We start from the raw sequence: 26,214 nt of genomic DNA, 5'->3' as shown, positions 1-26,214 counted from the left end.
GCACTTCTTGGCCGTATCAATAAAAACAACTTCATACTGATCGGATGGACCGCATCCGGAATCAGTTTCATTTAAGGAGCAGTTGTGGATTTAGCAACCCTGATAGGACTCATTGGCGCGTTTGGTTTTGTCATCATGGCGATGGTCAGCAGTGGTGGTATTGCCATTTTTATCGATGTTCCTTCGGTGCTGATTGTAATATGTGGTTCTCTTTTTGTCGTCATGATGAAGTACAACCTTAAACAGTTTCTTGGTTCAATAAAAATTGCCGCTAAAGCCTTCATTTTTAAGATTGATAAGCCCGATGCCTTGATTGAGCAATCGATCACTATGGCCGATGCCGCACGTAAGGGGGGCTTCTTAGCGTTAGAAGAAGCCGAAATCGGCAATAGCTTTATGCAAAAAGCGGTCGATATGCTTGTCGACGGTCATGATGGCGATGTGGTACGCGACGCACTCGAGAAAGATATCGCACTCACCGAGGAGCGGCATAAACTGGGGGTCAGTATTTTCCAGGCCCTGGGAGACGTCGCTCCGGCGATGGGAATGATTGGTACCCTGATTGGTTTGGTGGCCATGTTGTCGAATATGGACGATCCTAAATCTATCGGGCCAGCGATGGCCGTGGCCTTGTTGACGACACTCTATGGTGCCGTTGTGGCAAATATGGTTGCGATCCCTATCGCAGGTAAACTTGAACTACGAATGAAAGAGGAGATGATGAATCGAAACCTCATCATGGATGCGGTGTTGGCGATTCAGGATGGGCAGAACCCTAGGGTCATCGAAGGCTTCCTAAAGAACTATATTTCAGAGAAGCAGCGAGAAATAGACACAACGGACGGGGAATAGCCCCATGGCAAAGAAGGAAAAGTGTGACTGTCCACCACCCGGAGCGCCGCTCTGGTTGGCGACCTTTGCCGATTTGATGTCACTCTTGATGTGCTTCTTCGTTCTGCTGTTGGCCTTCTCCGAAATGGATGTGATGAAGTTTAAGCAGATCGCCGGTTCGATGAAGTACGCATTTGGTGTACAGAATAAAGTCGAAGTAAAAGATATTCCTAAGGGAACCTCAGTCATAGCACTCGAGTTCAGACCCGGCCGCCCGGAGCCGACTCCCATCGAAATTATCAACCAGCAAACGAATGAGATGACAGAGCCTGTGCTTGAGTATCAAGCCGGAGATGACGATAGCTCGGGTGGTGTGCAGCAACAAAGGGGTGAGCAGCGTGGGGGAGAAGCCTCAGCGACTGCTCAGGAAGAGGCTGAGTCAAAGTCTGAGTCCAAATCTGAAGCAGAGGCGAAAGCCAAATCTGAAGAGGAGTCAAAGGCTCAAGCCGCGGCGCAAGATCAAATTAACGACGAAGTTAAGAAGATGGCTCAGGAGCTCAATAAGGAGATTGTCGATGGCGCTATCGAAATTGAATCTCTGGGTCAGCAGATCATCATCAGGATCCGTGAGAAGGGCGCTTTCTCATCGGGCTCAGGCTTCCTACAACCCAGATTTAAACCCGTTATACGCCGTGTGGGTGAGTTGCTCAAAGATGTGCCTGGGATTGTCACCGTATCGGGTCATACCGATGACATGCGGATCAGTAATGAGCTCTACAGTTCCAACTGGGATCTTTCCAGTAAACGAGCCGTGGCCGTTGCCCATGAACTCATTCGCGTCAAAGGATTTGATCAACGTAGAATGAAGGTCGTTGGCATGGCTAACTCAGATCCTTTGGTTGCCAATGATTCACCGGGAAATCGTGCACGTAATCGCCGGGTAGAGATTGCCATCGAACAGGGTAAACCCAAAGAGTCTGATGAAATTTTGGTAGGTCAGTAGCCTCGCCACTAAGCTTTATTCTTAACACTGCACCAGAAAAATAATAAGGCTGGAAAAGGTAAACTTTCCAGCCTTATCTCCCTTATTGAAGTGGACTCATCGCTGTTTCTGCCATTTCCCGATAGTCAAACATTCATTGATCTTGGTATAATGCGCGTAATATTGTTTAAACCCCACCCCCGTTCGGAATACCCTGATGAAATTTATCGTAAAACTATTTCCTGAAATCATGATGAAGAGCAAGCCGGTAAGAATGCGTTTTACCAAGATGCTTGAAACCAATATCCGAAATGTGCTTAAAAAAGTGGATGAGTCTGCCAAGGTTAAGCGTGAGTGGGATAAGATCATGGTGTTGGTTCCAAGCGATAGACCCGACTTGGTTGAGGCTTTTGCCGACCGTTTATCTTGTATTCCGGGTATTGCACACGTACTTCAAGTCAACGAAAGCACCTTTGAATCTGTTGATGACATCTATCAGCAAACCTTAGCTCTGTATAAAGAACAACTCGTTGGAAAGACGTTTTGTGTGCGTGTAAAGCGTGTGGGTAACCATGACTTTAAGTCGATCGAAGTTGAACGCTATGTTGGTGGTGGTTTAAATCAATTCACTGAGGCTACCGGTGTTAAACTAAAAAATCCCGATATGACCATCAACTTAGAGATAGACAGAGAAAATCTCTATCTGGTTGTTAATCGTATTCAAGGGCTGGGTGGTTACCCTATGGCGACTCAGGAAGATGTACTGTCTCTTATCTCGGGTGGTTTTGACTCGGGCGTTTCCAGTTACCAGTTTATTAAACGTGGCTCCAGAACTCACTATTGTTTCTTTAACTTAGGTGGCGATCAACATGAGATTGGTGTTAAGCAGGTAGCGTATCATCTGTGGCAGAAATACGGTGAGTCTCATAAGGTTAAGTTTATCTCTGTGCCTTTTGACCCGGTCGTTACCGAGATTCTGGAGAAAATTGATAATGGTCAAATGGGAGTTATCCTTAAGCGTATGATGATGCGCACGGCGGCAAGATTGGCTGACAAAATGGGGATCCAGGCGCTGGTAACCGGTGAAGCCATGGGGCAAGTGTCCAGCCAAACATTAACGAATTTGAATGTTATCGATCGTTGCACCGAACAGTTAATATTACGCCCGCTGATTGCGATGGATAAGCAAGATATTATTAACCTGAGTCGTAAGATAGGTACCGAAGATTTTTCTAAATCGATTCCTGAATATTGTGGGGTTATCTCGCAAAAACCAACGGTTAAAGCGGTACTTTCAAAAATTGAAGCCGAAGAGCAAAAGTTCTCTGACGATCTTATTGAACGTGTCCTGGAAACTGCCGAAATCATCGATATCAGAGAGATAGCAACCAGCATGGATACAAAGATAACAGAAACTGAAACGGTTGGTGACGTCAACTCTAATGAAGTTATCATTGATGTCAGAGCACCGGAAGAGGAGGAGAAAGATCCTCTGAAGCTTGAAGGTATTGAGATTAAAACGATTCCGTTTTTTAAGCTTGCAACTCAATTTGCGGATCTGGATAAAGCTAAAACCTATCTGCTGTATTGCGATCGCGGCGTGATGAGTAAATTACAGGCCCTATACCTGCAAGAGCAGGGTTATGAGAACGTGAAGGTGTATCGTCCTTAAATCGTCTCTCACAGACCTGTATCGATTGTTATGGGTCCTTTAGATGACACAGATACTGAATTTAAAAAGCCGCAACTATTTTATGGTCGCGGCTTTTTTTATATCTGCAGTAACATTCGCGGCTAAAGCCGCTCCTACATAGAGAACATCGTAGCTCGTAACTCTCTGTGCTCTGTCATGAACTTACCCTTTCCCCTTTATTACAGACACAAAAAAACCGCGATGCTAGTATGAGTAGCGACGCGGCTTTTAACGAAGAGAGTTGATTTACTCTGCGCGAGTAACTACCACAGTCGTTTTATCTGTAGTCTCTTCTGCGACTAAAATAGTATTCATGTCTTCAGTCAGGTTGTTTTGCATCATCTCCATGCCTTCAGCCAGCTGAGCACTAATTGTTGCGTGTAGGTCAGCCGTATCGATAACCACTTCATCGGCGCTAACGGTCGTCGCAGTAGAGAGAAGAGCGAGAACAAAAACAGTTTTAAGGTTTAGCATATGGGTCGCCTCCGGGCGGACATTTCGGGTTGTCAGACACTCCCCGATTACGTCGTAGAGGCTGCCTAACTTTATTCATTTCGTTGGCGCATAATTTAATCAAAATCACTTCCCTTAACAAACGATAAAATGTAACAATACGGATTAGAAAAACTAATCAAAAGATGGGATCCGGATCACTATGTCTAGACGTTTACCGCCATTAAATGCAGTGAAAGCATTCGAAGCAGCTGCGAGGCATCTAAGCTTTACCCGGGCAGCCGAAGAGCTCTTCGTAACTCAGGCTGCGGTGAGTCATCAAATAAAGGCTTTAGAAGAGTATTTAGGCCTGAAATTATTCCGTCGAAAGAACCGCTCTCTGCTATTAACTGAAGAGGGGCAGGGGTACTTTTTAGATATCAAAGACATCTTTGTTCAGTTGGCCGATGCAACAGACCGACTTCTTGCCAGAAGTGCCATAGGTTCACTGACAGTCAGCACTTCACCCAGTTTTGCTATTCAATGGTTAGTGCCTCGTTTGGCCAAATTCAGTGAGAATAACCCCGATATCGATGTTCGAATTAAGGCCGTCGATAATGAAGATAGCTCGTTGACTGATGATGTCGATGTTGCCATCTATTACGGACAGGGGAGTTGGGCCGGATTAAGAGCCGATAAGTTAAAAAATGAGGTGTTAATTCCCGTTTGTTCGCCCATGTTACTCAATGGTCCCAAACCACTGGAGAAACCCAGTGATCTTAAAAATCATACGCTTTTACATGATATGAGTCGCCATGATTGGCAGGCGTGGTTTAGGCAATGTGGGATTAATGATATTAATGTGAATCAGGGGCCCATATTTAGTCATTCTTCATTAGTCCTGCAAGCGGCGGCTCATGGACAAGGTGTTGCGCTGGGTTATAGCGTACTTGCCAGGCCCGATATTAAGGCGGGCAGACTGGTTTGCCCCTTTCAGGAGGTATTGGTGAGTAAGAATGCTTACTACTTGGTTTGTCAGCAAAATCATGCAGATATAGGTAAGGTTGCGGCCTTCAGAGAGTGGATGCTAGATATGTTTGAAGAGGAGTCTCGCAGTGAGCTACTTCCTGGTTAAAGCGTCTCTGGAAGCGCAAGAATTGCTCCAGAGTGAGTGTGTAATAGAGGGTGACGTGAATGGAACTGTCGTCATATTTACTCACGGAGCCGGGGCAAATATGCAATCTGACTTTATGGTTGAGATGACAAAGGGGTTATCGAATGCAGGCTTTGGGGTGGTACGTTTTAATTTTCCCTATATGCGTGCCAATGCCATTGATGGTAAACGTCGACCACCCGATCGAGCCCCTAAGCTGATTAAAGACTTCAATCTGCATATCGAGGCGATTAAAGCTGAGTACTCCCCAAAGCGAATTATTCTGATGGGAAAATCGATGGGAGGACGCATGGCTGCCATTGTTGCCGGGGACACCAATGTCGATGGTGTTATCTGTCTCGGGTACCCCTTTATTCCATTGAAGGGAGGGGAGCCAAGGCTGGAGCCCATAGAGAACAGCAAGGCACCTATCTGTGTCATTCAAGGTGAGAGAGACAAATTTGGCGGCAAAGGTTTAGTCGATACCTGGCCTGTGATGAATAAGGTGAGCCTGCATTGGTTAACGGATGGCGATCATAGTTTTGCACCAAGAAAGTCGTCAGGTACGACGCAAGGAGCTAACCTAGCCACTGCGATCACACATTGTACTGATTTTATTCGGGGGTTAGATGCGTAAAGGTTTTCTATTGCTAGCGGCGCTGAGTGGTTTTATGGCGGTTGCTTTAGGTGCATTTGGTGCACATGGGTTAAAAAACGTCACGACCCCGGAGATGATTGCCATCTTTAACTTAGGTGTCGAGTATCAGTTTTATCATACCTTCGCTCTGATAGCCGTGGCCTTTTCGGGTCATTGGTTAAGATCCAGGTTGATCGATTGGGCCGGTTACCTGTTTATTGCCGGGATAGGGCTATTTTCGGGATCTCTTTATCTCTATGCCCTGGTAGGAAGTAAATGGACCGGCCCCATCACACCTTTAGGAGGAGGCTGTTTCCTACTCGGTTGGTTATTTATAGCCTTGGCCGTGTGGCGAAACCGGGTAGTAGAGTTAAACGATTAAACTTAGTTTATTTGTGAACTTAGCCGCTTTTAGTTATCCGCTTTGCATTGGCCGTTTGGACGGTAACAGATAGATAGAGTTAAAGGGTTGAACATACCTGTGGTTTAAACCATAGAAACAGACTTGTTTAGAAAACTGCATATACAGTGTAGAATGGCGGCCATTATATCGATTGTCGCCATTTTTTATTGGCTGGTTCCAGGAATTCCAATGATTAACCTATTTTTGTTTTGCCGTGCAGGCTATGAGAAAGAGTGTGCCGCTGAGATACAGCATCGCGCGGCTGAACTTGATATCGGTGGTTTTGTTAAAACCAATAAAAACGATGCTTATGTGATTTTTCAGTGCTTTCAAGCCGGTGATGCGGCTGTCTTAGCGCAAAAGATCAAATTGGATTCTCTGATCTTTGCCAGACAGATGTTTGCGGCAAAAGCATTGCTGAAAAACCTGCCGGAAAATGATCGGATCACGCCAATCATGGAAGCGTTATCCGACGTTAGAAATGCCGGCGAGCTACGAGTCGAGACACCGGATACCGATGCAGCAAAAGAACGAACTACTTTTTGCCGTAAATTTACTGTCCCATTAAGACAGAAGTTGAAGAACTCTGGAAACTTACTTAAAAAAGAGAGTAGCAGTCGCCCAATTATTCATGTCTGTTTTGTGGCTTCAGGAACGGCTTATGTTGGTTTTTCTTTTAGCAATAATAGTTCTCCCTATCCAATGGGGATCCCAAGACTGAAAATGGCCAGCGATGCACCTAGCCGTTCAACACTTAAACTCGATGAAGCATTTATCCACTTTATTCCAGAAGAGGAAAAAGAGCTGAGATTAAGCAGCGGCATGAATGCGGTCGATCTTGGCGCCTGTCCTGGAGGTTGGACATATCAGCTTGTTCGTCGTGGTATGTTTGTCGCCGCAATCGATAATGGAGCGATGGATGAAGGCTTAATGGAGACGGGGCAGGTTAAGCATTACCAGGCCGATGGTTTTCGTTTCGAGCCGCCACGTAAGAATATCTATTGGTTGGTCTGCGACATGATTGAGAAGCCTTCGCGTGTGGCTGAGTTGATTGAAGCCTGGGCGATCAATGGCTGGTTTAAAGAGGCGATGTTTAATCTTAAATTGCCTATGAAGAGTCGCTATCAAGACGTGACGACTATATTAGAGACCATGGCGACTGTGCTTAAAGAGAACGAGATAAAGAACTTCTCGATAAAATGTAAGCACCTTTATCATGACCGTGATGAGGTGACGGTTTACCTGAGTTTAAATCCGACTCAGGTTAGCTAATTAGGTTTTTATAGATTCAATAAAAAGGCCCTATGTGAAAACATAGGGCCTTTTGCGTATGGAACGCTTATGCCTATTTCCCAAGGATGGGCAGAAATAGGCTTTGCGTATAGGCTGCTAGAACCTAGAACCTAGAACCTAGAACCTAGAACCTAGAACCTAGAACCTAGAACCTGCTTTTATAATCGTTCAATCACAGCTTGTGTGAAATCGGTCGTACCATGGGTGCCGCCCAAGTCGCGTGTAGTACGGTCGCCTTCGGCAATCACTGCGGTAACGGCGGCGCGGATGCTCTCCGCTTTATCAGCCATACCTAAATATTCAAGCATCTGGATCGAAGCCAGAATAACCGATGTTGGGTTTGCCAGGTTTTTACCGGCAATATCGGGCGCACTACCATGAACCGCTTCAAAAATTGCCGCATCTTTACCTATGTTGGCACCCGGAGCCATACCTAAGCCACCGACTAAACCTGCACAGAGATCAGAAAGAATGTCACCGAAAAGGTTTGTCGTTACCATAACGTCAAAGTTTTCAGGGTTCATGACCAGTTTCATACACGTCGCATCGACAATCATCTCTTCGGTGATGATGTCAGGGTAACGTTGGCTGACTTCACGGGCGACTTTCAGGAAGAGTCCTGATGTCGACTTCATGATGTTAGCCTTATGAACGATAGTCACTTTCTTACGATTCTCTTTACGAGCGAGTTCATAAGCGAAAGTTGTGATCTGTTCGGCACCCTGACGAGTGATAATACTTGTCGCTTCAGCTGTTGCGCCATCATCTGAGACCGTCTGGCCCAGACCCGAATACATACCTTCGGTGTTTTCACGAACGGTAATGATATCGATATTATCGTATCGAGCCTGAGTCCCTTTGAAAGAGAGAACCGGGCGAACATTCGCGTACAGGCTGAATTTCTTACGCAATGATACGTTGATAGAGGTAAAGCCCTCACCAACAGGCGTAGTCAATGGGCCTTTCAGAGTAATACGGTTCTTCTCGATCATATCGAGGGTACGCTGGGGTAAAAGCTCACCTTGCTTTTCAAGCGCGGCTAAACCTGCATCGGCAAATTCATATTCAAAATCGCAACCGGCTTTATCAAGAATTTTTATGGCTGCATCGATAATGCTTGGTCCAATCCCATCACCAGGGATCACGGTTATAGTTCTTTTTGACATGGAGAGTCCTTCCACGGTTTGTCGTTACTGCTATGTCTGGCCATGTCTAAAGACACGGTAGTATGACTTGGAATTTGTTTTTATTGTTCACTGCTTTATTTTAAACACTTTTAAACAAATTTTACAGAAAATAGTGAGCAATCTCACATTTTTTTATATAGTGGAACTTGCAATAAACAAGGCTTATGACGATGATTGATCGTTAAAGGTTAAAAAAGTCGACTTTAGTCTAATGAAGGCTTGGGTTTACGTTAATAAAATAAGAAAAATGAGGAAGACCTTGAAGTCACTACCCATAGCATCTTTTATTCTTGCATCGGCGAGCCTGCTCACTGCCGGAGCCTACGCTTCATCCCCCTCCAACTCTCATTCAATCGTGCCTGATGACATTATGCATTTTGAATCATTGAAGAAACCTGTGGTTTCAGATTCCGGCACTATGTTGGCCGTCGAGGTGGCTCCCGATCGGGGTGATAGTCATGGACTGGTTAAGAGTCTGACATCGTCCAAAAAGTTTACTGTAGATGGCGGTTCTAAGCCTAAAGTGAGCCGAGACGGCCGTTTTGTTGCTTTTGTTGTGAAAAATTCGTTACTCGATTCTGAGATGGCATCTGCCAAAGAGAAGAAAAAACTCAAATCCGGCATGGTGTTACTCGACACTACATCCGGAATAGAAACGCGTTTTGAAAGAGTTAAAACGTTTGAGTTTAATGAAACCGGAACACACTTAGCCGTTTGGTTTGAAGCCGAAGAGAAAGAGGGTGATAGTAAAAAAACCGATAAAAACGCCGACAGTAAGAAAAAAGAGCAGAAAAGTAAGCAGGAAAAAGTTGATAAGTTCGATAAGGGAACCGAGTTTCAGCTTATCTCACTTAAAAATGGCTATAAGCAAAGCGTTAAAAATGTGACCCGCTTCTATTTTGATAAAGTAGGTAAGCATCTGGTGCTGGCAAGCAATGATGTGAAATTGAAAAAGCATCAACTGGTATCAATAAAACTCAATAGCAACGAAAAAGAGATTGTACGTCAGTACAGTGACCAACAGATTGGTGAGGTATCGCTGAGTGAAGACGGCCGATACATCGCCTTCACCCACGGCGTGGCAGCAAGTGCACCCTATGGGCGTGAATATAAGTTGTCTCTGCTTGAGATAGCAACCGGAGTCGTTAAACCTGCACCCGTTAATGATGAGTGGAAACTTAATCGTTATACCACATTGAGATTTTCACAAGACAGTAACCGACTCTTTTTTGGACGGGTTCCCCATGTGAGCCAACAGCTTGAGATCAAAAAGATTGAGAACCAAGCCGACCTCTTTAACGAAAAGATAGTCACAGGTCAGCGTGAGCTGCGTATCTGGCACGGTGATGACGCACGTATTAAGCCCAATGAGGTAAAACAGTACAAGAAGGAGCAGGAACGGACCTATTTGGCCGTTTTACATCTGCAGGGAAACAACCTTGTGCAGTTAGCCGATGAAGCTGTACCGGACATTGAGCTGCAGGAGCAGTCACGATTCGTTATTGCCAGCTCGGATATTCCCTATCGTAAGATGATCACCTGGGCCGGTTTTTATCGGGACTATTATCTGGTCGATCTTAATACGGGTCGCAAAATTCCATTCTTGACTCAGCAGCCCACAAATGAAGCGCCAAACCTCTCTCCTAAGGAGCGATTTGTCTCTTACTACCAGCAAGGGCAAGTGTATCTCTATCAGATTTCCCAAGATCGCAGACATAATCTAACCAAAGATTTGAAGGTCTCTTTTGCCGATGAGGACCATGATTATCCCTCTAATGCCCCTGGATATGGCTTTGGCCCCTGGCTAGAGAATGATGCCGGTCTATTGGTTTATGATAAATATGATATCTGGCAGATGAATACAGAATCTCTGGAGGCGTTCAAGCTTACGGCGGGTAAAGGACGTAAGCAGGGGATCCAATATCGAGTCACCGGCTTAGTGGAGGATGAGAATAGCCCCGATCTCTTTGCTATCGATCAGCAGGTGCTGCTCCATGGCTATAACGAGAAGACCAAAGGTGACGGTTATTATCAGGCAAAAATTGGTGTCTCCGGTGTGACAACCTTGATGGAGGGGGATTATAAGATAAAACCTCTCGCACGCAGCAAAGATTCCAATACCTTAGTGTTCTCGAAAGAGCGCTTCGACCTGTTTCCGGATCTCTATACCGCAGAGTACTCAGCGCCACAGGCAGCGACCCGTCAAACCGACTTGGATGCTCAGAAGCGTAAATTTAATTGGAGTCAGTCTGAGCTGGTTCACTGGACCAATGGTGATGGACAGCCGTTAGATGGTGTGTTGATTAAGCCGACAAACTATGAAGAGGGCAAGCGCTATCCGGTACTGGTCTATTTCTACCGTTTTATGAGTGACCGCTTGCATGCCTTTCCCCAGATGAAACTCAACCATAGACCTAACTTTGCCTGGTACGCCGATAACGGTTATGCCATCTTCCTGCCGGATATTCGTTTCGAGGTGGGTTATCCCGGTGCAACCTCTGTTCAGGCATTGACGTCCGGTGTGCAGAAGTTGATCGAAATGGGTATCGCAGACCCCGATGCTGTCGGGATCCAGGGACACTCCTGGGGCGGTTATCAAACAGCCTTTGCCGTCACGCAGACTCATATCTTTAAGGCTGCGGTAACCGGGGCTCCGGTCTCTAACATGACCAGCGCCTATAGCGGGATCCGTCATGGTAGTGGTTTGGCTCGTCAGTTCCAGTATGAAACCGGACAGAGCCGAATTGGTGAGAGCCTGTTCAGAGCGCCGCAGAAGTATATTGAGAATTCGCCTGTTTTCTATGCTGAACGTATCAAGACGCCTATGATGATCATGTTTGGCGATAAAGACGATGCGGTGCCTTGGGAGCAGGGAATAGAGCTTTATCTCGCCATGCGCCGTGCGGGTAAAGATGTGGTCTTTTTGCAATATCAAGATGAACCACATCACTTGAAGAAGTATCCGAATAAGCTCGATTACAGCATTCGTATGATGGAGTACTTCGACCACTATCTGAAGGGCAAACCCGCACCTGCCTGGTTAACTCAGGGCGAGGCATATACCGAATATAAGAAGGCCGACTAATTAGGCTGAGATTTTTTGCCAAGATAATAAAATAAAAGCCGAGTTTATTGCTCGGTTTTTTTATGGACAGCGCCTGTTTTTGTGGTAAGAATTGGGCATTAACTGCGTGAAGGAGTGGTGAAAGATGGATGGACTCTGGTTGCATCTTGGGACAGTTTTTATGGGGTTCTTTGCCATAATGAACCCTATTGCCAATGTACCGATATTTTTGGGGTTAACCTCTGAGGAGGATGAACAGACGACGAAAGCGATTGCCTTCAGAGCACTCCTGCTGGCATTTATTATCATCACTGTTTTTGCTCTGATGGGGCAGTTTATCTTCACTCTGTTTGGTATATCTCTCTCTGCATTTCGTATCACTGGGGGATTTCTGGTTTTTTTAATTGGCTTTCATATGCTACAGGGCAATAATTCCAGTGTGCATCATCCTGATAGTGCTCAGGTTGAGGAGAGTAAAGCCAAGAGCGGCGATACACAGAGGGAGGCTGCATTGAGTATTGCGGTATCTCCGCTGGCACTGCCCATACTTGCAGGTCCCGGCACCATAGCGACGGCGATGAGTTTCTCTGCTGTAGGGGGAGTCGCCGAAATGCTGATCACCATAGGTACCTTTGGCGCTCTATGCGTAGTGACGTATCTGTTCTTTATTTTTGGCGGCAGGTTGGTCAACTACCTGGGGAGTGCCGCGCTGGGTGCTATTACGCGTATGATGGGGTTGATCCTGGCCGTCATCGGAACTCAGATGGCCATAGAGGGCATAAAAGGCGCATTTGCTATCGGGTAGCGGTTATACCGACTCGTCGCCTGTCAAACTGAAGTAATGGAGAAGCATATGGAGAGGTTTATGGAGAAAGATCTGAAAGGTGCCGGAGTTAAAATTCCCCCGCCGGTTATTTTTATCCTGTTTATGTTATTGGCTCATGCAAATGAACTGTTATTTCCCATCGGGATAATCTTTGCGCCGGTGATAACCTATATCGGCCTGGGCTTGGTGATGACCGGGCTTATTTTACTGCTCTCCTTGTTGCTACAGTTTAAGCGGGTAAAGACCTCAATAGAGCCTTGGCAGCCGACTTCATCAATTATTAAGACCGGGCTCTATAAGTATTCAAGAAACCCCATCTATCTGGCCTTGTGTACCATCCCAATCGGGTTAGGCCTCTACTTTAGTCATATTTGGCTTATCACCAGTGTGATCCCATCTTGTATCGGTATCTATTATGTGGCCATCAGGCCCGAAGAGGTCTATTTAACCCGTAAATTTGGTGATGAGTATACTCGTTACCAGCAACAGGTTCGCAGGTGGTTTTAATCTATGTTTACGATTCCAAGAGTTAAGACAAAGCGAACCATGCTGACTATTTTGCAGTATTATGAATATCAGCTATTAATCGATTATTACCAGAAAAATAGCGCCCATTTAGCGCCTTGGGAACCAGAAAGGGATCCTGATTATTTCAATCCCACGAAGGTAAAGCGGAGGCTACTTGAGAGTAATGAGCTGTTTGCGGTGGGCGGAGCGGTGCACTTCGTTGCGTTTGCATTAGATGAGCAAGCCTGTTCCGGTAGCGACGAGAACCGCAGTGAGATTATTGGTGTTTGTAATTTTACCAATGTTATCAAAGGCTCCTTTCAGGCCTGCAACTTAGGTTACTCCATTGCCGGGGAGCATCAAGGCAAAGGCTTAATGAAAGAGATCTTAACGGCTGGGGTCGACTATATTTTCAGTGAGCTTAACCTGCACAGAGTTATGGCTAACTATATTCCTTCTAATACACGTAGCGGCCAACTGCTCTCATCACTGGGGTTTGAAGAGGAGGGACTGGCGAAGTCTTATCTTAAGATCGCCGGACAGTGGCAGGACCATCGACTGACATCGAAGATAAACCCAGAGTACTCAGAAACAGCACCGTGAATAGATTGCAAACCTTCTGGTTGCAACACCATTTTTTACTTATCGAATAACAAGTTTCAAGTATCTTCTTGGATGATTCATCTGACGGTGTCGGTATTAAGTTCGATATTGAATGGCATGACTTCAAATATAATTTATAGCCTGCGGCTCGCTGAATGTGCAGATACTTCTGCGAGGCGCCATGGACACTCCCATGTGGGCTCTGCCAAAACATCCATGTTTTGGAAGCTCGCAGCTGCATCTACACTGGAGTGTTTATCTCTTCGATTTTAGTTCTTTGTTATAAACACGTTTGTGGACACAAAAGAGTCAGAGCTTAGCCTCTAACTCATGAGCTTTTGGTTAGGAAAACTACGGCAATTAGATGTGCGGTAACGCCCGCGTAATAAGCGCGAGCTTGCGAGCGTCTTAATTGGCGCGCTTGTTAACAGTTTACTGAGCTTTTGCCAACGTTACTTCTTGATCTAACTTGCTAAAGTCCCAGTATGTAAAGTTTTCTCTCAATGAGAAGCCGCCTAGGCTCTCCTCCCATGTAAAATCGGTATCGCTTCCATTCCATTTTACGGAATAAAGCAGAGCATCACCCTTTTCGTTGCACTTTAGTTTCTTCGGTGTCCCATCTGAGAATTTATCTGCGGTTTCAATTTCTTTGTTAGCGCTACATGGAGTAACAAATTTTGCAAAACCGCTAAGACTGTAATCTTCGTTTTTATACACATAGACCACATAACCTTTTCTTAAGTTGGCCTTTCTAAGAATACTTTTACCTTCCACCTCACGAATCTGGATGCGATGATATTTATCATGCCAAACCCACTCGGTATCTGTAGCGTAACTGAGCTCTTTTTCATCTTTTTTCTTCTGCTCATTCTCGTCATAAAAATAGTAGCTGACACCAGCTACGACTGAGAGCAAAACAAGTGCAATAATCCCTTTTAGTAATGCTTTTATAAACTTCACGATGAACCCTATTTATTGACTGCTAACAGCTTACTCAATAGCAGCACGATAACGTTCTTGGCTGCTTGAATATTTAGGTAAAACTACCATCTACAACTCATTGCTGCAAAAGGATTATTCCTTATTTCGAAATAGAAAATACTAAAACCTGCCGATAAAAAGATGCGTGGGAGTTTATGAGGTCTGCATAAGGCTTTAGTGGGTTTCACTACAAGCTGATATTTAGCGGATAAAGCCTAATCGAAGAGATAACTTTCTTGTAAATCAGCCAGTGTGGATGCGGCTGTGACCGTCCGTGACTATAGGGATATACTTGTGTCGTGTCACAGAAGTATCTACACATCCCCTCGCCGGAGGCGATAGACAGCAATGAAGGTACAACCTTCAAACACACATTCCAATACAAAAAGAACCAAAGAAAAAATGTAATCAGCCTTCATTCGAAGGCTATCAGATATCGGTATTGCTACTGGTGCTGACACTGGTTTTAATTGGCTTCAGATACTCCTGATAGGATGCATCGCCCCATGAAATGAGCTTTTGATCTCTGAACAGTAGTGGCGTGCACTCATCTCTGGTTGTTTCACCATCTGACTTTGTATGGTGAGTACGATAGAAGAGTACCTGCAGGGTCGATTCGTTAACCATCTTTGCTTCTGAGAAGTCAGCCTTTCCCATCAGCGATTTTATTTGAGTGATCGACTGACCTATTGAGATCTCAGTGAGCTTGCCATTGATATAAGCCTGTCTGTCTTCCCAGTCCATCTCATCTACAGTGGGCTCATAGACGAGTACCACTACGGCAACGAAGGCGAGGTAAGCTGCAAAAATAGAACCGACTATAACGGGGAGTTTAGATTTCATTGGTACGATTGGTCCTTGGTATTAACGCAAACAATTTCGATTTCAGACTAACACTCACTAATATAAATCATAAATCAGTCAGATGTAATAAGATACCCTATCAGCTGTAGTTGGTGAATCACAAACAAGTAACTTAATGTTTACATTCATCGGGGGAGGCTATGCATTCGGATTAGGCAGCCTGAACTGGCTCAGGTTTATATTCAGCGGAATATCGGTCTGCAGTTGAACTAATTTATAACTCAACCTTGCCATCTGTTTGCCCGCTTCAAGTTTTTTAGCTTGCTTGGCCCCAATTTTATCCAGCGACGCATAGATATTGGCCAGTGAACGAAATGTTCTTAACAGCTCGATGGCTGATTTCGGGCCGATGCCGGGCACCCCGGGTATCTTATTTCCACTATCACCGGCTAAGGCAAGATAGTCGATAAACTGTGAATGCTCTACGCCTAACTTCTCCTCTCTCTCTTCAATCGTCATGTAATGCTGATTGAAATGATCCCACCTCTGAATATAGGGATCACTGAGTTGAGTAAATCCCTTATCGGTGGATACTATGATGGCCTTGCCACCATTGGCGACCAATTTACTCGCTAAGGTCGCGATAACATCATCGGCTTCTGATGCCGCATCAATTGAATTAACGCCTTGCTCTGCAAGGTATGACTTTAGGGCAGGTAGGGTGTTTGACAAGGCTTCCGGCATAGGCTTTCGGCCTTTTTTATAGTCCTCAAAGAGGTGTTTTCGCCATGAAATATCATCACCATCCCATACGACTGCAACGTGGGTTGGCTGATGGTATTTAACCAGCTTCTTGCAAGCTGAGCCTACACGAATATCGAGCCCATTTACGTCGTTTTCATTGGGTTGTGCCGCATGCATTCGGCGAACCAGGTTCATGCCATCAATTATTAAAAATGTGTTCATCGTGCCTATTTTTCAAGTGATTTAAATCAGATGTAGTGACTGTTGAGCCAGGTTGCCGTCATTTTTTCAATCAGGCTATCGTCATGCTCACTGCCGATAGCCTACATTGGCTAAGTATTGATTTTGTAACAGGGGACGTATTCGGTTCCCGGTAACTTCATTCTTTGCTGTTTAACGAATTCACTCAATAACTTATCCAATAATGCCATCAGATTGGGATCGCCTTTTATTTCAAAGGGACCCTCTTTCACCACACTCCTGATGGTTTCCATTTTAACATTACCGGCGACAATGCCGGAGAAGGCTCTGCGGAGATTCGCCGCCAGTTCGGCCTTATTGGATTGATAGTGTAAGTTCAGATTCCCCATCATCTCATGAGTCGGGATAAAGGGGAGTTGAAATTCCGGTTCAATCTTGAGTGACCAATTGTATTGATAGGAGTCTCCGGAGATTTTACGATGATCTTTTATCACATCCATACCATGGCTCATGATCCTTGCTACCCGGACCGGATCATCGATGACAATCTCATATTTGCTCTGGGCCTCATCACCTAAAGTTGCGGCAATAAACTCATCGATTCTCATGAAGTATTCGGCACTCTCTTTAGGGCCGGTTAATACTAACGGGAAAGGCATCTCTTCATTTTCTTTGTTAAGCAGTATGCCTAACAGGTACAACAGCTCTTCGGCCGTCCCGGCGCCACCGGGAAAGATCACTATGCCATGTCCGAGTCGGACGAAGGCTTCTAGTCGTTTTTCGATATCGGGCAGTATGACAAGCTCATTGACGATCTGATTTGGCGGCTCAGCCGCAATAATGCTTGGCTCCGTGAGTCCGATATAGCGTGCCTGACCGATACGTTGCTTCGCATGACCAATGGTGGCGCCTTTCATCGGCCCTTCCATGGCTCCGGGTCCACAACCCGTACAGATATTCATCTCTCTCAGACCAAGCTCATACCCCACCTCTCGGGTGTATTGAAATTCGTTGGCATTGATGCTGTGTCCACCCCAGCAGACCACAACGTTTGGATCTTCGAAGGGGATAACCTGTCCATTGCGCAATATGTCGAAGACAACATTAGTGACATGGCTGGAGTTAGTTAAATTGATGTGCCTGAGGTTTTCATACTTATCACTGAGATAGACAATGTCTCTCAGTACGGCAAAAAGGTGCTCTTGAATACCTGCGATAATCTTGCCATCGACGAAGGCTTCTTCCGGTGGGTTTACCAGTTCGATTTTAATGCCGCGTTCACGGCGCAGGACATTAATATTAAAGTTACTGAACTGTTTGAAGAGACCTTCGGCATTATCGCCCTGGATACCCGAGGCGAGCACTGCGAGGGAGCAGTTGCGAAAAAGTTGGTAGAGCTCGCTTTTGGCACTCTGTTTGACACGATCGACTTCGAGTTGAGAAAGCTGATCCATGCTTCCCCTTGGGCTTACTTTTACTATCATAGCAACTCCTTGGCAGTGACCGGAGTTCAAGGATGTGTTGTAAGGGCACCTTTAACGCGAGGTGACAAGCCTGATTTTCTATATCGAAAGCTTGTTAGATAAAATTGGCTTACACGTCGATGATAACTCTGTCTCTGCTTTCATGTTTAGCTCGGTAGAGTGCTGCATCGGCTCTTTCAAACGTTTCATTGATAAGCTCATTTTCTAAAATTTGTGCAGCACCTATAGATACTGTAACTGTAATTCTCTGATTTTTAAACTTAAAAGGAATACTTTTTACTTTTTCCCTTACTCGGTTTAAAAGATGATCAATATCTTCGGCATTGACATCCGGGATGATAAGTACGAACTCTTCACCACCGTATCGTGCAACAAACTCAGTATCTCTGAGAGAATTTTTTAGTGCCATAGCAATGACTTGCAAGGTTTTATCACCGGTACTGTGACCGAAACTGTCATTGATGGTTTTGAAGTGATCTATGTCGGCGACAGCAACCCACAGGGGGAGTTTTTGGCGCTGAAAATTACGAAACTCTTGATCCATTCTCTCTTCGAGTGCCGCACGGTTAGGTAGCTGAGTTAATGAATCGAGCAGGTTGAGCTTCTGTTGCTCGAACAGACGCTCCTTGTAGGTATTGGCTTCTTTACTGAGGTCATTAAGCTCTTTACGCATCGTCTCCATCGACTTTCGAAGCAATGTCTGTTCGCGTTCTTCCAATGCTTCCTTGCGGCCCAAGGCGGTGCGAATAGAGGCTAGATGTTCTGTGACCTGAGATTTAAGGCTATGAATGTCATCGATATCAATAATGGCTTCACCGACATCATCAACTCTTGAGTTTATCTCACGGTTTAGCTGTTTCTTTAACTGAAAACTGCGTTGGGTATTGTTGTATGAGTCGGTGACGACTTCCCTGACCGCAGACAAGGCATCATTGAGGGCGAATAAAAACTCTTGAGAAGCCGATTTTTCACGTGCAATATTATCAAGAAGTAGAGACAGGATGACTTGATAAGAGTCGATTAAGCTATCGACTTCGATCTCATTAGAGAGGGTTTCTTTGATAACGAGTACTTGATCACGCTGATCTTTTCTAAACTCTACCTCGGAAATCATATGTGCCAGCTCATGGGCCAGCTGTCTATGCTTAGGTAGAACAACGAGCTTATCACCTTGAGCTAGCTGCTCTTGTAATATGCTTTCATAAAAGCCAACCAGTTGTTCGACTTTCGGGATGTAGTCCCAAAATGTATGAAAAGGCTTGGCGAGATCTTTCTTATAGTAGTTGATCTCTTTCTTTACTTTATCCGGTACCGACTCAACCCTTTGGATCTGTCTGATGACGCGAGACAGGCTTGCACGGCTATCTTCGAGTTGCACCATGACATGGTTGTACTGTTGCTTAAGCAGTTGCTCTACTTCAACAAGCTCTGGGAGGGATTCTTCGACGTTGTCAGCATTGCTGAGCTGGTGTCTCAACTTGGCCAGTTTATTATCTAACTCGAGGTTTTGTCCTTTGCAAGCAAGGCTCAAGTGACCGATGAATTGCAGCAGTGTGTGCAACTTTTCATTGTTCCCTTCTGTCATTTCATCGAGAGCAACTTTTGCAGAATGGAGCTTTTGCTTTAATAAGCTGAGTTGAGATGTGCTCGCCATCGAATCCTTCATTGATAATCACGTCCTAGTTGGTACAGACAAAAAGTGAGCGATACTTAGATTTTTACTCAATTAAGTAACATTAATGGTATAGCAATCCCTTTGGAGTGCAAATTTCATTTGCGAGATCGAGACATATATACCCAAGCCACTTCGTAATGCTAGTTTCTGAGCTCCTGCACGGCAGGGCGACAAGCAAGCAATTTCTACATTATGAAATAGTAAACCAGAATAACGACTCCTGCTATTTCATACCTTGAAGCTTGTCACTTCTTGACTCGTTCAGTCCTGCATCTTCAAGTTATTTGACTATAACCATTCTAATCAATCTATTTCTGAATGTTGAAATTTCAGATCACTTTCCCATTTTGGCCACAAGATCAGTTTCTTATCGCCATTGGTCTCAACCTTGAGTAGTCCTCGAGCAATGCCTTTTTCCAGGTGCAGATATAAAGGGGGAGAGAAGATGGCCGAAGGAGCAAAGTTAAGGGCTTTTAATGTAACAAAATAGTCTTTATCTGTCCCCAGGCTGAGCGCCGCCGCTAACGTCATCTGCGAGGCGCCAAAGTGGATCTCCGGAGTGAGTTTTATTTGAGGATCGCTCAACAAAGGCATCGGAAGGTAGCCCATATGAATGCAGGTGTCTCCATGGACCTTATCGATTGCGTTACTGCATTTTTCCAGTAGTAGTCCCGCTTGAATAGGCTCTCTGACCGATATTACAAACAATCCGGGTCTAACCAGAAAAACCTTACCTGAAAAACACTGTGATATGGCTTCCATTTGAATCTTATTTATATTTGAACTTTCCTCAAGCCCTTGATGTATATCGTTATTCATCTGGTTTCTCAAGGATATCAATGCGATGGCTTTAGGTTTCTCTGTTCGATGAGTATTAAGCTCCTCGATGAAGCCTCTGTAGCCTGGGAGTGCGCTAATTGGCTCCAGATTATTGATTTCATTGGCATGGGCTAGTTCGGTAGATAATATTTCCCTCATGCGCCATTGATTAAAAGAGAACAGGGAGATTAATATCGCCGCAATCATCACAGTGATAAGGATGATTCGAGAGCGTTCCAACTGCTTGTTGAGTTGACTCTGTTCTGTCTTGATTTGATTTAGCTTAAGTTTTAATTTCTGCTCGGCAAGGATCGAAGGTGTATAACTCTCTTTGGTTACCACCTTTTCCTGCTCCATTTGACTCAGGGCTATCAGTTTATCTGTTAGGTTAAATGCCTTGTCATACTGCTTTAACCCTCTTAAGGCCTTAACGGAGTATTCGAGGGCTTCAATCTGTTCTTGTCTGAGAGAGAGGGCTTCGGCTATTGATAGTGCTGATGTTGCGTGCTTATCTGCCAGTTGCCATTTTTTATCTGCCACAGCAACTTGAGCGATTAACAGATCACTATAGACTTGATAGTGTTTACTTTTCCTTTCCACGAAAAGTGCGTTCGATTTAAGTAAAAAGTCTAACGCAGTGGTGCTATTACCACTGTTAAAATAGGCTTCGCCCAGATTATGGAAGTTTAACGCTTGAGCCGTAATGTTTTGGTTTTGTAAGTCGAGTTGTTGGGCGTTCAGGTAATAATCAATGGCTTGATTCCAGTCTCCCTGGTTCGCATATATCATAGCGATAACCGTCATACAATTAGAGCGGTAGCCGTTTTTTTCGAGCTTCTCGAAAGCCTGAGCGGCTTCATGAGCATATTGAAGCGCATCATCCCAAAGCTCTAAATCACGATAGACCCGGGCGATTTTAAGTTGAAGGTCGGCTTTTAAAAAAGGCCTATTTTGTCTATTCGAGAGTCTCAAGGCCTCGCTGTAATGTTGTACCGCGTCCGTGAGTTGGTCACGCTTGTTGTAATAGCTTCCAAGAGAGGCCTCGGCTTGGGCAATAAAATAATCGTCCCTGAGTTGATAGGCCATCTCCCGGTATTGATTAAGATAAACCAATGCCGGCTTATCCTGTCGTATGATTCTGTTTAAGTCGCCCAGATTGTCATAGGCGAGTAGTTTCAGCAGCTGAGATTTGATCTCTTGTTCGGGTAATATGGTGTTAATCGATTGTTCGTAATGTGGTATTGCCTTCTTGTAATCGCGAGTGCTTCTGGCTATGTAGCGCCCTGTTAACATCTGAAGGTAAGCTTGGTCATAGGTTGTGGTGCCTATGACTTCGAGTAGTTTGAGCAGGGATTCTGCTTTTGTGTATTTATTCTTTTCTTTGATGCTGGTGTCCAGATACAGGCGCGCCAGTAACTGCATCTTCTGTTTTAACTCATCAACGGTATAGCCTTGCTCACTCGAAACTTTGCTAAATTCGGCACTGGTATTGGCCTGGATAGGTAAGGATACCGATGCGATAACCTCTTCAAAGAGCTGGATCGGTGCCTCTCTGAACTTTATCTCAATGGCCTTATGATCTTGAGCATAGGCTAAGCTACTGAATAGAAAGAGAGTGATTGCAATAAGAATGGTGCGCATAGAATATCGATACCTCGCCCTCTTATAGGGACTTGCGGTGTTAGAGCGACTGCAGTTAATTAAATATTGTTTTTGTTGCAACTTGTGTCGAACTGCCAGATACGGAAGTGCGAGTGTTATACTCTTCGTCCGAACATCTTAAAAATAAAAACAATAATAACAGAAGGAAGCAAGAGTGAAACCTGTTGTCCCATTGATTTTAACTTTTAGCGGACTATTCTCTGCGACCATTCAAGCCGAAGTGAGTTACCGAATCGATCTGACCCAGCCACTGCACCACAGTGCAAGCGTGGAGGTTAATTTCCCTAAAACGAGTTCGAGTCACTTTACCGTCAACTTACCGGTTTGGCGTACAGGCAAGTATCAAGTATTGCCTCTGGCCGATAGCATCCGATCCTTTTCTGCCAAGGATGAAGCGGGTCAGCCACTGCCCGTTGTTCGTATGGCGAGTGGAGAGTGGCAAGTCGGGTTAACTCAGCCGACTGCGGTTTCAGTGTCATATCAGCTACATGCTAATCAGCTGGGAGAAAGAGTTGCACATATCGATGGGACTCACGCATTTTTGGATGCCAGTGGCGTGTTTGTCTACAGTCCCGAGTTCAGAGATGAAGCGATAACTGTGTCGATGCAGGTGCCTGACAGTTGGCGAAGTTATTCGGGGATGGCAAAAGGCGAACAAGCACATTCGTTTGTTGGCACCAGCTACGATGTGTTAGTCGACTCACCGATAGAGACAGGGATAAACCATCATAGACAGTTTAGCGCCGATGGGCGTGATTATGAACTCGTTGTCTGGGGAGAGGGGAACTACGATCTTGATAAGATGGTGGCTGATCTGACCAAGCTTAGTGGTCAAGCTAATGCGATTTGGGAGGGATATCCTTTCGAGCGTTATGTCTATATGGTCCACGCGACCAGCGGTGTCAGTGGGGCTACGGAACACCTGAACTCGACGATTATTCAACGTCCCAGGTTCAGCTTCCGTGAACGAAAAGATTATTTAGGTTTTATTAAAACGGCTTCCCATGAATTTGTTCATACCTGGAACGTAAAGGCATATCGCCCTGTGGGGTTGGTGCCTTACGATTACCAAAAAGAGAATATGTCTGAACTCTTATGGTTATCGGAAGGCTCTACCAGCTATTTTCAGAGTCAGTTACTCCTTCGCGCCGGGGTGATCACTGTGAAGGAGTTTTTTGACGATCTGGCCAAACGTATTGCCAAAAATGAGTTAACGCCGGGTCGGGAGGTCCAGTCTGTTGCCGAGGCGAGTGTCAATCAGTGGTCCAGCGGCGATGGTGATTATGCCATTAATCACAGTGCTAATATCTACTCAGAGGGGGTTCTCGCCTCACTGGCCCTCGATTTTTCTCTCTTAGATGAGTCAGGTTTGAAGCACTCCTACAGAGATCTGCATAAAGCACTCTATCGTGACCACAGGGTACCGGCAGGCTTCGATGTATCGGATGTGCAGCAGATACTAATGAAGTTGACCGGCGAAGATTATAACGCCTGGTGGCAAACACATATTAATTCGCCATTGAGTCTGGACTTTCCAGCTTTGCTGAAAAAAGCCGGGTTAAAGATGGATTACTCAAAAGATTCGAAAAGCATCCCATATACAGGGATGAAACCCGACTCTTCGCTTATTTTGACTCAAGTGTTGAGGGATAGCCCTGCATGGAATGCCGGGATTGTCGCCGGCGATGAGATTGTTGCCATCAACGGTCTTAAGGTCACTGCGAAAGGCTTCGATGCACGCATTAAAGACTTTAAAGCCGGCGGCCAGATTGAGATCACTCTGTTTAGTGATGACAGGCTTAAATCTGTGCTCTTAACCTTAGGCGAGCAGCAAAGTGGGCAGTTAATGCTTAAGAGTGTGAAAAAGCCAAGCCGTAGTCAGAAGGCCTTCTTTGAGGCTTGGTCAGGCATAGATTGGCCTTTCGATAGGAAAGGGCTGCTAAAATCTTGAGTTAGTTGAGTTAGTTGAGTTAGTTGAGTTAGTTGAGTTAGTAAAAAGGCGCCTTAGGCGCCTTTTTTTACAGCATGTAACGTATTAAATGCTGTCTTCTACACCGCCGAGCACTTCGACTAATGAGTTCATCAAGGCGATAAGCTCACTGCCCATTAAGGCAAAGTCTGCATCTAAGCGCGCCATAGGATCTTCAGTGCCGACCTCATCGTTGCCCGCTCTGAACTCTTCAGAGAACTTTAAACGTTTAATCCCGGCATCAGACTGCAGCAGGAAGGCGATAGACTGGCCGAAATACAGAGCCAGCTTGTGAACCTGCTTACCCACTTCAATGTGAGCGAGCACTTCATCTTCGGTGAGGTCTTGTTGCTTAAAGCGAACGATGCCGCCCTCATCGGAGTCAGTTTTAAGTTCGGCTTCATCCTGCATGATAAAAGGAGCCGGAGTCGAGTTTCCTTTTAACCATTCGGTTAACTGAGTCTCGATTGGGGTCTTAAAACTTAACGGAATGATAGGAAGTGAGCCCAGGGCTTTACGTAGCAGAGCCAGTAACTCTTCTGACTTAGCAGCACTTGAGCTATCGACGAGAATCATCTCAATTTCCGGAATGATCAGTGCGCGGATCTGACTGCGGCGAGTGAATGCACGAGGAAGCAGAGTCATGACGATCTCCTCTTTCATTGCATCTTTCTCTTTCTTTGCCAGTTTGCGATCTTCCTCGGCTTCAATTTGAGCAACTTTATCTTCGAGTGCTTCTTTTATCACCTGTGAAGGAAGGATCTTCTCTTCCTTTGTTGCACAGATAAGGTGTCTTTCACTGGCACTGTGTACCAGTGTTTGGCCTTGTTTTCCAAGTGCATTGGAAAAACCGAACTTGCTGATGTCTTGGCTTGAGCATGGAGAGAATGTGAAGTCTTCCAATGACTTTTCAAGAGCTTCTGTATCAACAGAGAAAGGTTTATTAAAACGGTAAACAGTCAGATTTTTAAACCACATAATAAGCGCTCAATCATAAATAAAGGCGCAGTGTAAGCCATTGGCCAGCTCGGGTAAACCGCAAAAAACTTATCCATATAGCAATGCTCAGCATAATTCATGAAACTGTCATATTCGAAAAATTGCTGCTGTAGCCCTTGGTAGATAAGGCTTTCAAAGGTTCCACTGCTTGAATTTCGTTCTTGTTTAACAAAGCTGAGTGGAGTTGAAATAAAACTGAAACAGAAACGTTGCAAACTTTCGGCCGTCCAAACCAATAACCAAGACGAACTGATACGTCGAAAGGATTTAATGATGAACGTTTTCTGTAAAACTTTACTGGCATCTGCTCTTGCTACTGCAACTCTGGCTTCTGCACATGCTGCTGAGCCGCTCACTGTATACGGTAAGTTGAACGTAACGGCTCAGTCTAATGATGTCGGTGGTGATGCTACAACAACGATTCAGAGTAATGCCTCTCGCTTCGGCGCAAAGGGGACATTTGAATTGAGTAACTCTTTGGAAGCTTTTTACACTATCGAGTATGAAGTCGATACCGGTGATGATACGAAAGAGAACTTCAAGGCACGTAATCAATTCGTGGGCCTTAAAGGCAGCTTTGGTGCCGTGTCTGTGGGTCGTAACGACACTATGTTAAAGCAATCACAGGGTAAGATAGATCAATTCAACGACCTTTCCGGTGATTTGAAAAACCTGTTTAAGGGTGAGAACCGTCTGGCTCAGACGGCCACTTATATCACTCCCTCTTTCAGTGGATTTAAGCTTGGTGTCACCTACGCAGCCGAAGGCGATAGCGACCAGCAAGGCCAGGATGGTTTCAGTGTTGCGGCCATGTATGGTGATTCCAAGTTAAAGAAGTCTCCTGTCTATGCATCGATTGCCTATGACTCAGATGTCAAAGGCTACGAAATTGTTCGTGCAAGTGTACAGGGCAAAATTGCAGGCCTTAAAATTGGTGGTATGTACCAGCAGCAGGAGAAGACCTTCGACGATGGTCAAGCCGTATCTAACGACAGTGATACAGGTTACCTCTTGAGTGCGGCGTATAAGATCGATGCGGTAGTCTTGAAGGCTCAGTATCAGGATATGGAAAACAAGGGCGATTCCTGGTCTGTTGGCGGTGATTACAAGTTAGGAAAGCCGACTAAGCTGTTTGCCTTCTACTCGAACCGTGCCTTTGAGGGCGATGAGAATGATGATAAATTCTTCGGCCTGGGTCTGGAACACAAGTTCTAATTTCAAATATCAGCGATAAGAATCAAGGAGGCTTCGGCCTCCTTTTGCGT

General features: G+C 45.2%; 22 protein-coding genes. 13 read left to right on the top strand and 9 right to left on the bottom strand.

Translation table 11 applies throughout. From position 1 onward, the window contains the following. The first annotated feature begins 84 nt into the window (after window positions 1–84). The 3 genes from pomA to thiI all read left to right on the top strand — a co-directional run bounded on the left by pomA (window position 85) and on the right by thiI (window position 3,485). Window positions 85–852 carry a flagellar motor protein PomA gene (pomA, locus tag SSED_RS17390; RefSeq protein WP_012143660.1) on the top strand — a complete coding sequence of 256 codons (768 nt, stop codon included), beginning with the start codon at window positions 85–87 and terminating at the stop codon, window positions 850–852. Between the two features lie 4 nt (window positions 853–856). Then, window positions 857–1,834 (top strand): flagellar motor protein MotB, encoded by a 978-nt coding sequence (locus tag SSED_RS17385; RefSeq protein WP_012143659.1) that lies wholly within the window; start codon window positions 857–859, stop codon window positions 1,832–1,834. Window positions 1,835–2,030: 196 nt separating this feature from the next. Beyond that, window positions 2,031–3,485, top strand: coding sequence for a tRNA uracil 4-sulfurtransferase ThiI (thiI, locus tag SSED_RS17380; protein ID WP_012143658.1), 1,455 nt, complete (start codon window positions 2,031–2,033; stop codon window positions 3,483–3,485). Window positions 3,486–3,752: 267 nt separating this feature from the next. Here the strand turns inward: thiI and SSED_RS17375 are convergent, their stop codons facing one another. Beyond that, window positions 3,753–3,980, bottom strand: coding sequence for a hypothetical protein (locus SSED_RS17375; RefSeq protein ID WP_012143657.1), 228 nt, complete (start codon window positions 3,978–3,980; stop codon window positions 3,753–3,755). A 181-nt stretch (window positions 3,981–4,161) separates the two neighbouring features. Here SSED_RS17375 and SSED_RS17370 point away from each other — a divergent pair, with 181 nt between their 5' ends. The 4 genes from SSED_RS17370 (at window position 4,162) to rlmM (ending at window position 7,403) form a co-directional block, all read left to right on the top strand. Next, entirely contained in the window at window positions 4,162–5,073 is a 912-nt protein-coding gene (locus tag SSED_RS17370; RefSeq protein WP_012143656.1) for a transcriptional regulator GcvA, read from the top strand. Continuing rightward, complete coding sequence (locus tag SSED_RS17365) at window positions 5,054–5,728, top strand: alpha/beta fold hydrolase (protein ID WP_012143655.1); 675 nt, start codon at window positions 5,054–5,056, stop codon at window positions 5,726–5,728. The genes SSED_RS17370 and SSED_RS17365 overlap by 20 nt, the downstream gene beginning before the upstream one ends. Beyond that, window positions 5,721–6,110 carry a DUF423 domain-containing protein gene (locus SSED_RS17360; RefSeq protein WP_012143654.1) on the top strand — a complete coding sequence of 130 codons (390 nt, stop codon included), beginning with the start codon at window positions 5,721–5,723 and terminating at the stop codon, window positions 6,108–6,110. Before SSED_RS17365 ends, SSED_RS17360 begins: the two co-directional genes overlap by 8 nt. A 210-nt stretch (window positions 6,111–6,320) precedes the next feature. Further along, window positions 6,321–7,403 carry a 23S rRNA (cytidine(2498)-2'-O)-methyltransferase RlmM gene (rlmM, locus tag SSED_RS17355; RefSeq protein ID WP_012143653.1) on the top strand — a complete coding sequence of 361 codons (1,083 nt, stop codon included), beginning with the start codon at window positions 6,321–6,323 and terminating at the stop codon, window positions 7,401–7,403. Window positions 7,404–7,582: 179 nt separating this feature from the next. On the opposite strand, the gene SSED_RS17350 is transcribed toward rlmM, so the two are convergent. Next, the gene (locus SSED_RS17350) at window positions 7,583–8,590 is read right to left on the bottom strand and encodes an isocitrate dehydrogenase (protein ID WP_012143652.1); all 1,008 of its coding nucleotides are present in this window, start codon (window positions 8,588–8,590) and stop codon (window positions 7,583–7,585) included. A 280-nt stretch (window positions 8,591–8,870) separates the two neighbouring features. Between SSED_RS17350 and SSED_RS17345 the strand changes: the two genes are divergently transcribed. The 4 genes from SSED_RS17345 to SSED_RS17330 all read left to right on the top strand — a co-directional run bounded on the left by SSED_RS17345 (window position 8,871) and on the right by SSED_RS17330 (window position 13,611). Beyond that, window positions 8,871–11,696 (top strand): alpha/beta hydrolase family protein, encoded by a 2,826-nt coding sequence (locus tag SSED_RS17345; RefSeq protein ID WP_041421770.1) that lies wholly within the window; start codon window positions 8,871–8,873, stop codon window positions 11,694–11,696. Between the two features lie 124 nt (window positions 11,697–11,820). Then, window positions 11,821–12,480 carry a MarC family protein gene (locus SSED_RS17340; RefSeq protein WP_012143650.1) on the top strand — a complete coding sequence of 220 codons (660 nt, stop codon included), beginning with the start codon at window positions 11,821–11,823 and terminating at the stop codon, window positions 12,478–12,480. A 60-nt stretch (window positions 12,481–12,540) separates the two neighbouring features. Further along, the gene (locus SSED_RS17335) at window positions 12,541–13,008 is read left to right on the top strand and encodes a methyltransferase family protein (protein WP_150104356.1); all 468 of its coding nucleotides are present in this window, start codon (window positions 12,541–12,543) and stop codon (window positions 13,006–13,008) included. A gap of 3 nt (window positions 13,009–13,011) precedes the next feature. Then, entirely contained in the window at window positions 13,012–13,611 is a 600-nt protein-coding gene (locus tag SSED_RS17330; protein WP_012143648.1) for a GNAT family N-acetyltransferase, read from the top strand. 432 nt (window positions 13,612–14,043) lie between these two features. Here SSED_RS17330 and SSED_RS17325 read toward each other — a convergent pair whose 3' ends face one another. The 6 genes from SSED_RS17325 to SSED_RS17300 all read right to left on the bottom strand — a co-directional run bounded on the left by SSED_RS17325 (window position 14,044) and on the right by SSED_RS17300 (window position 21,960). Continuing rightward, on the bottom strand, window positions 14,044–14,571 hold the full coding sequence (locus SSED_RS17325; protein ID WP_012143647.1) for a hypothetical protein: 528 nt from the start codon (window positions 14,569–14,571) through the stop codon (window positions 14,044–14,046). 450 nt (window positions 14,572–15,021) lie between these two features. Then, entirely contained in the window at window positions 15,022–15,435 is a 414-nt protein-coding gene (locus SSED_RS17320) for a DUF3192 domain-containing protein (protein WP_012143646.1), read from the bottom strand. A gap of 159 nt (window positions 15,436–15,594) precedes the next feature. Then, a complete protein-coding gene (xni, locus tag SSED_RS17315; RefSeq protein WP_012143645.1) occupies window positions 15,595–16,362 on the bottom strand; it encodes a flap endonuclease Xni in 768 nt (255 codons plus the stop codon). 110 nt (window positions 16,363–16,472) lie between these two features. Beyond that, the gene (gene ppnN, locus SSED_RS17310; protein WP_012143644.1) at window positions 16,473–17,825 is read right to left on the bottom strand and encodes a nucleotide 5'-monophosphate nucleosidase PpnN; all 1,353 of its coding nucleotides are present in this window, start codon (window positions 17,823–17,825) and stop codon (window positions 16,473–16,475) included. A 109-nt stretch (window positions 17,826–17,934) separates the two neighbouring features. Further along, a complete protein-coding gene (locus SSED_RS17305; protein WP_041421768.1) occupies window positions 17,935–19,491 on the bottom strand; it encodes a GGDEF domain-containing protein in 1,557 nt (518 codons plus the stop codon). Between the two features lie 312 nt (window positions 19,492–19,803). Next, entirely contained in the window at window positions 19,804–21,960 is a 2,157-nt protein-coding gene (locus tag SSED_RS17300; RefSeq protein ID WP_012143642.1) for a tetratricopeptide repeat protein, read from the bottom strand. Between the two features lie 175 nt (window positions 21,961–22,135). Between SSED_RS17300 and SSED_RS17295 the strand changes: the two genes are divergently transcribed. Beyond that, a complete protein-coding gene (locus SSED_RS17295; RefSeq protein WP_012143641.1) occupies window positions 22,136–23,932 on the top strand; it encodes a M61 family metallopeptidase in 1,797 nt (598 codons plus the stop codon). 84 nt (window positions 23,933–24,016) lie between these two features. Here the strand turns inward: SSED_RS17295 and rdgC are convergent, their stop codons facing one another. Further along, window positions 24,017–24,928 (bottom strand): recombination-associated protein RdgC, encoded by a 912-nt coding sequence (rdgC, locus tag SSED_RS17290; RefSeq protein WP_012143640.1) that lies wholly within the window; start codon window positions 24,926–24,928, stop codon window positions 24,017–24,019. A 291-nt stretch (window positions 24,929–25,219) separates the two neighbouring features. Between rdgC and SSED_RS17280 the strand changes: the two genes are divergently transcribed. After that, window positions 25,220–26,164 carry a porin gene (locus tag SSED_RS17280; protein WP_012143638.1) on the top strand — a complete coding sequence of 315 codons (945 nt, stop codon included), beginning with the start codon at window positions 25,220–25,222 and terminating at the stop codon, window positions 26,162–26,164. Window positions 26,165–26,214: the final 50 nt, after the last annotated feature.

Source organism: Shewanella sediminis HAW-EB3 (assembly GCF_000018025.1).
Lineage (GTDB): Bacteria > Pseudomonadota > Gammaproteobacteria > Enterobacterales > Shewanellaceae > Shewanella > Shewanella sediminis.
This window is presented reverse-complemented; position numbering and strand designations above follow the sequence as displayed.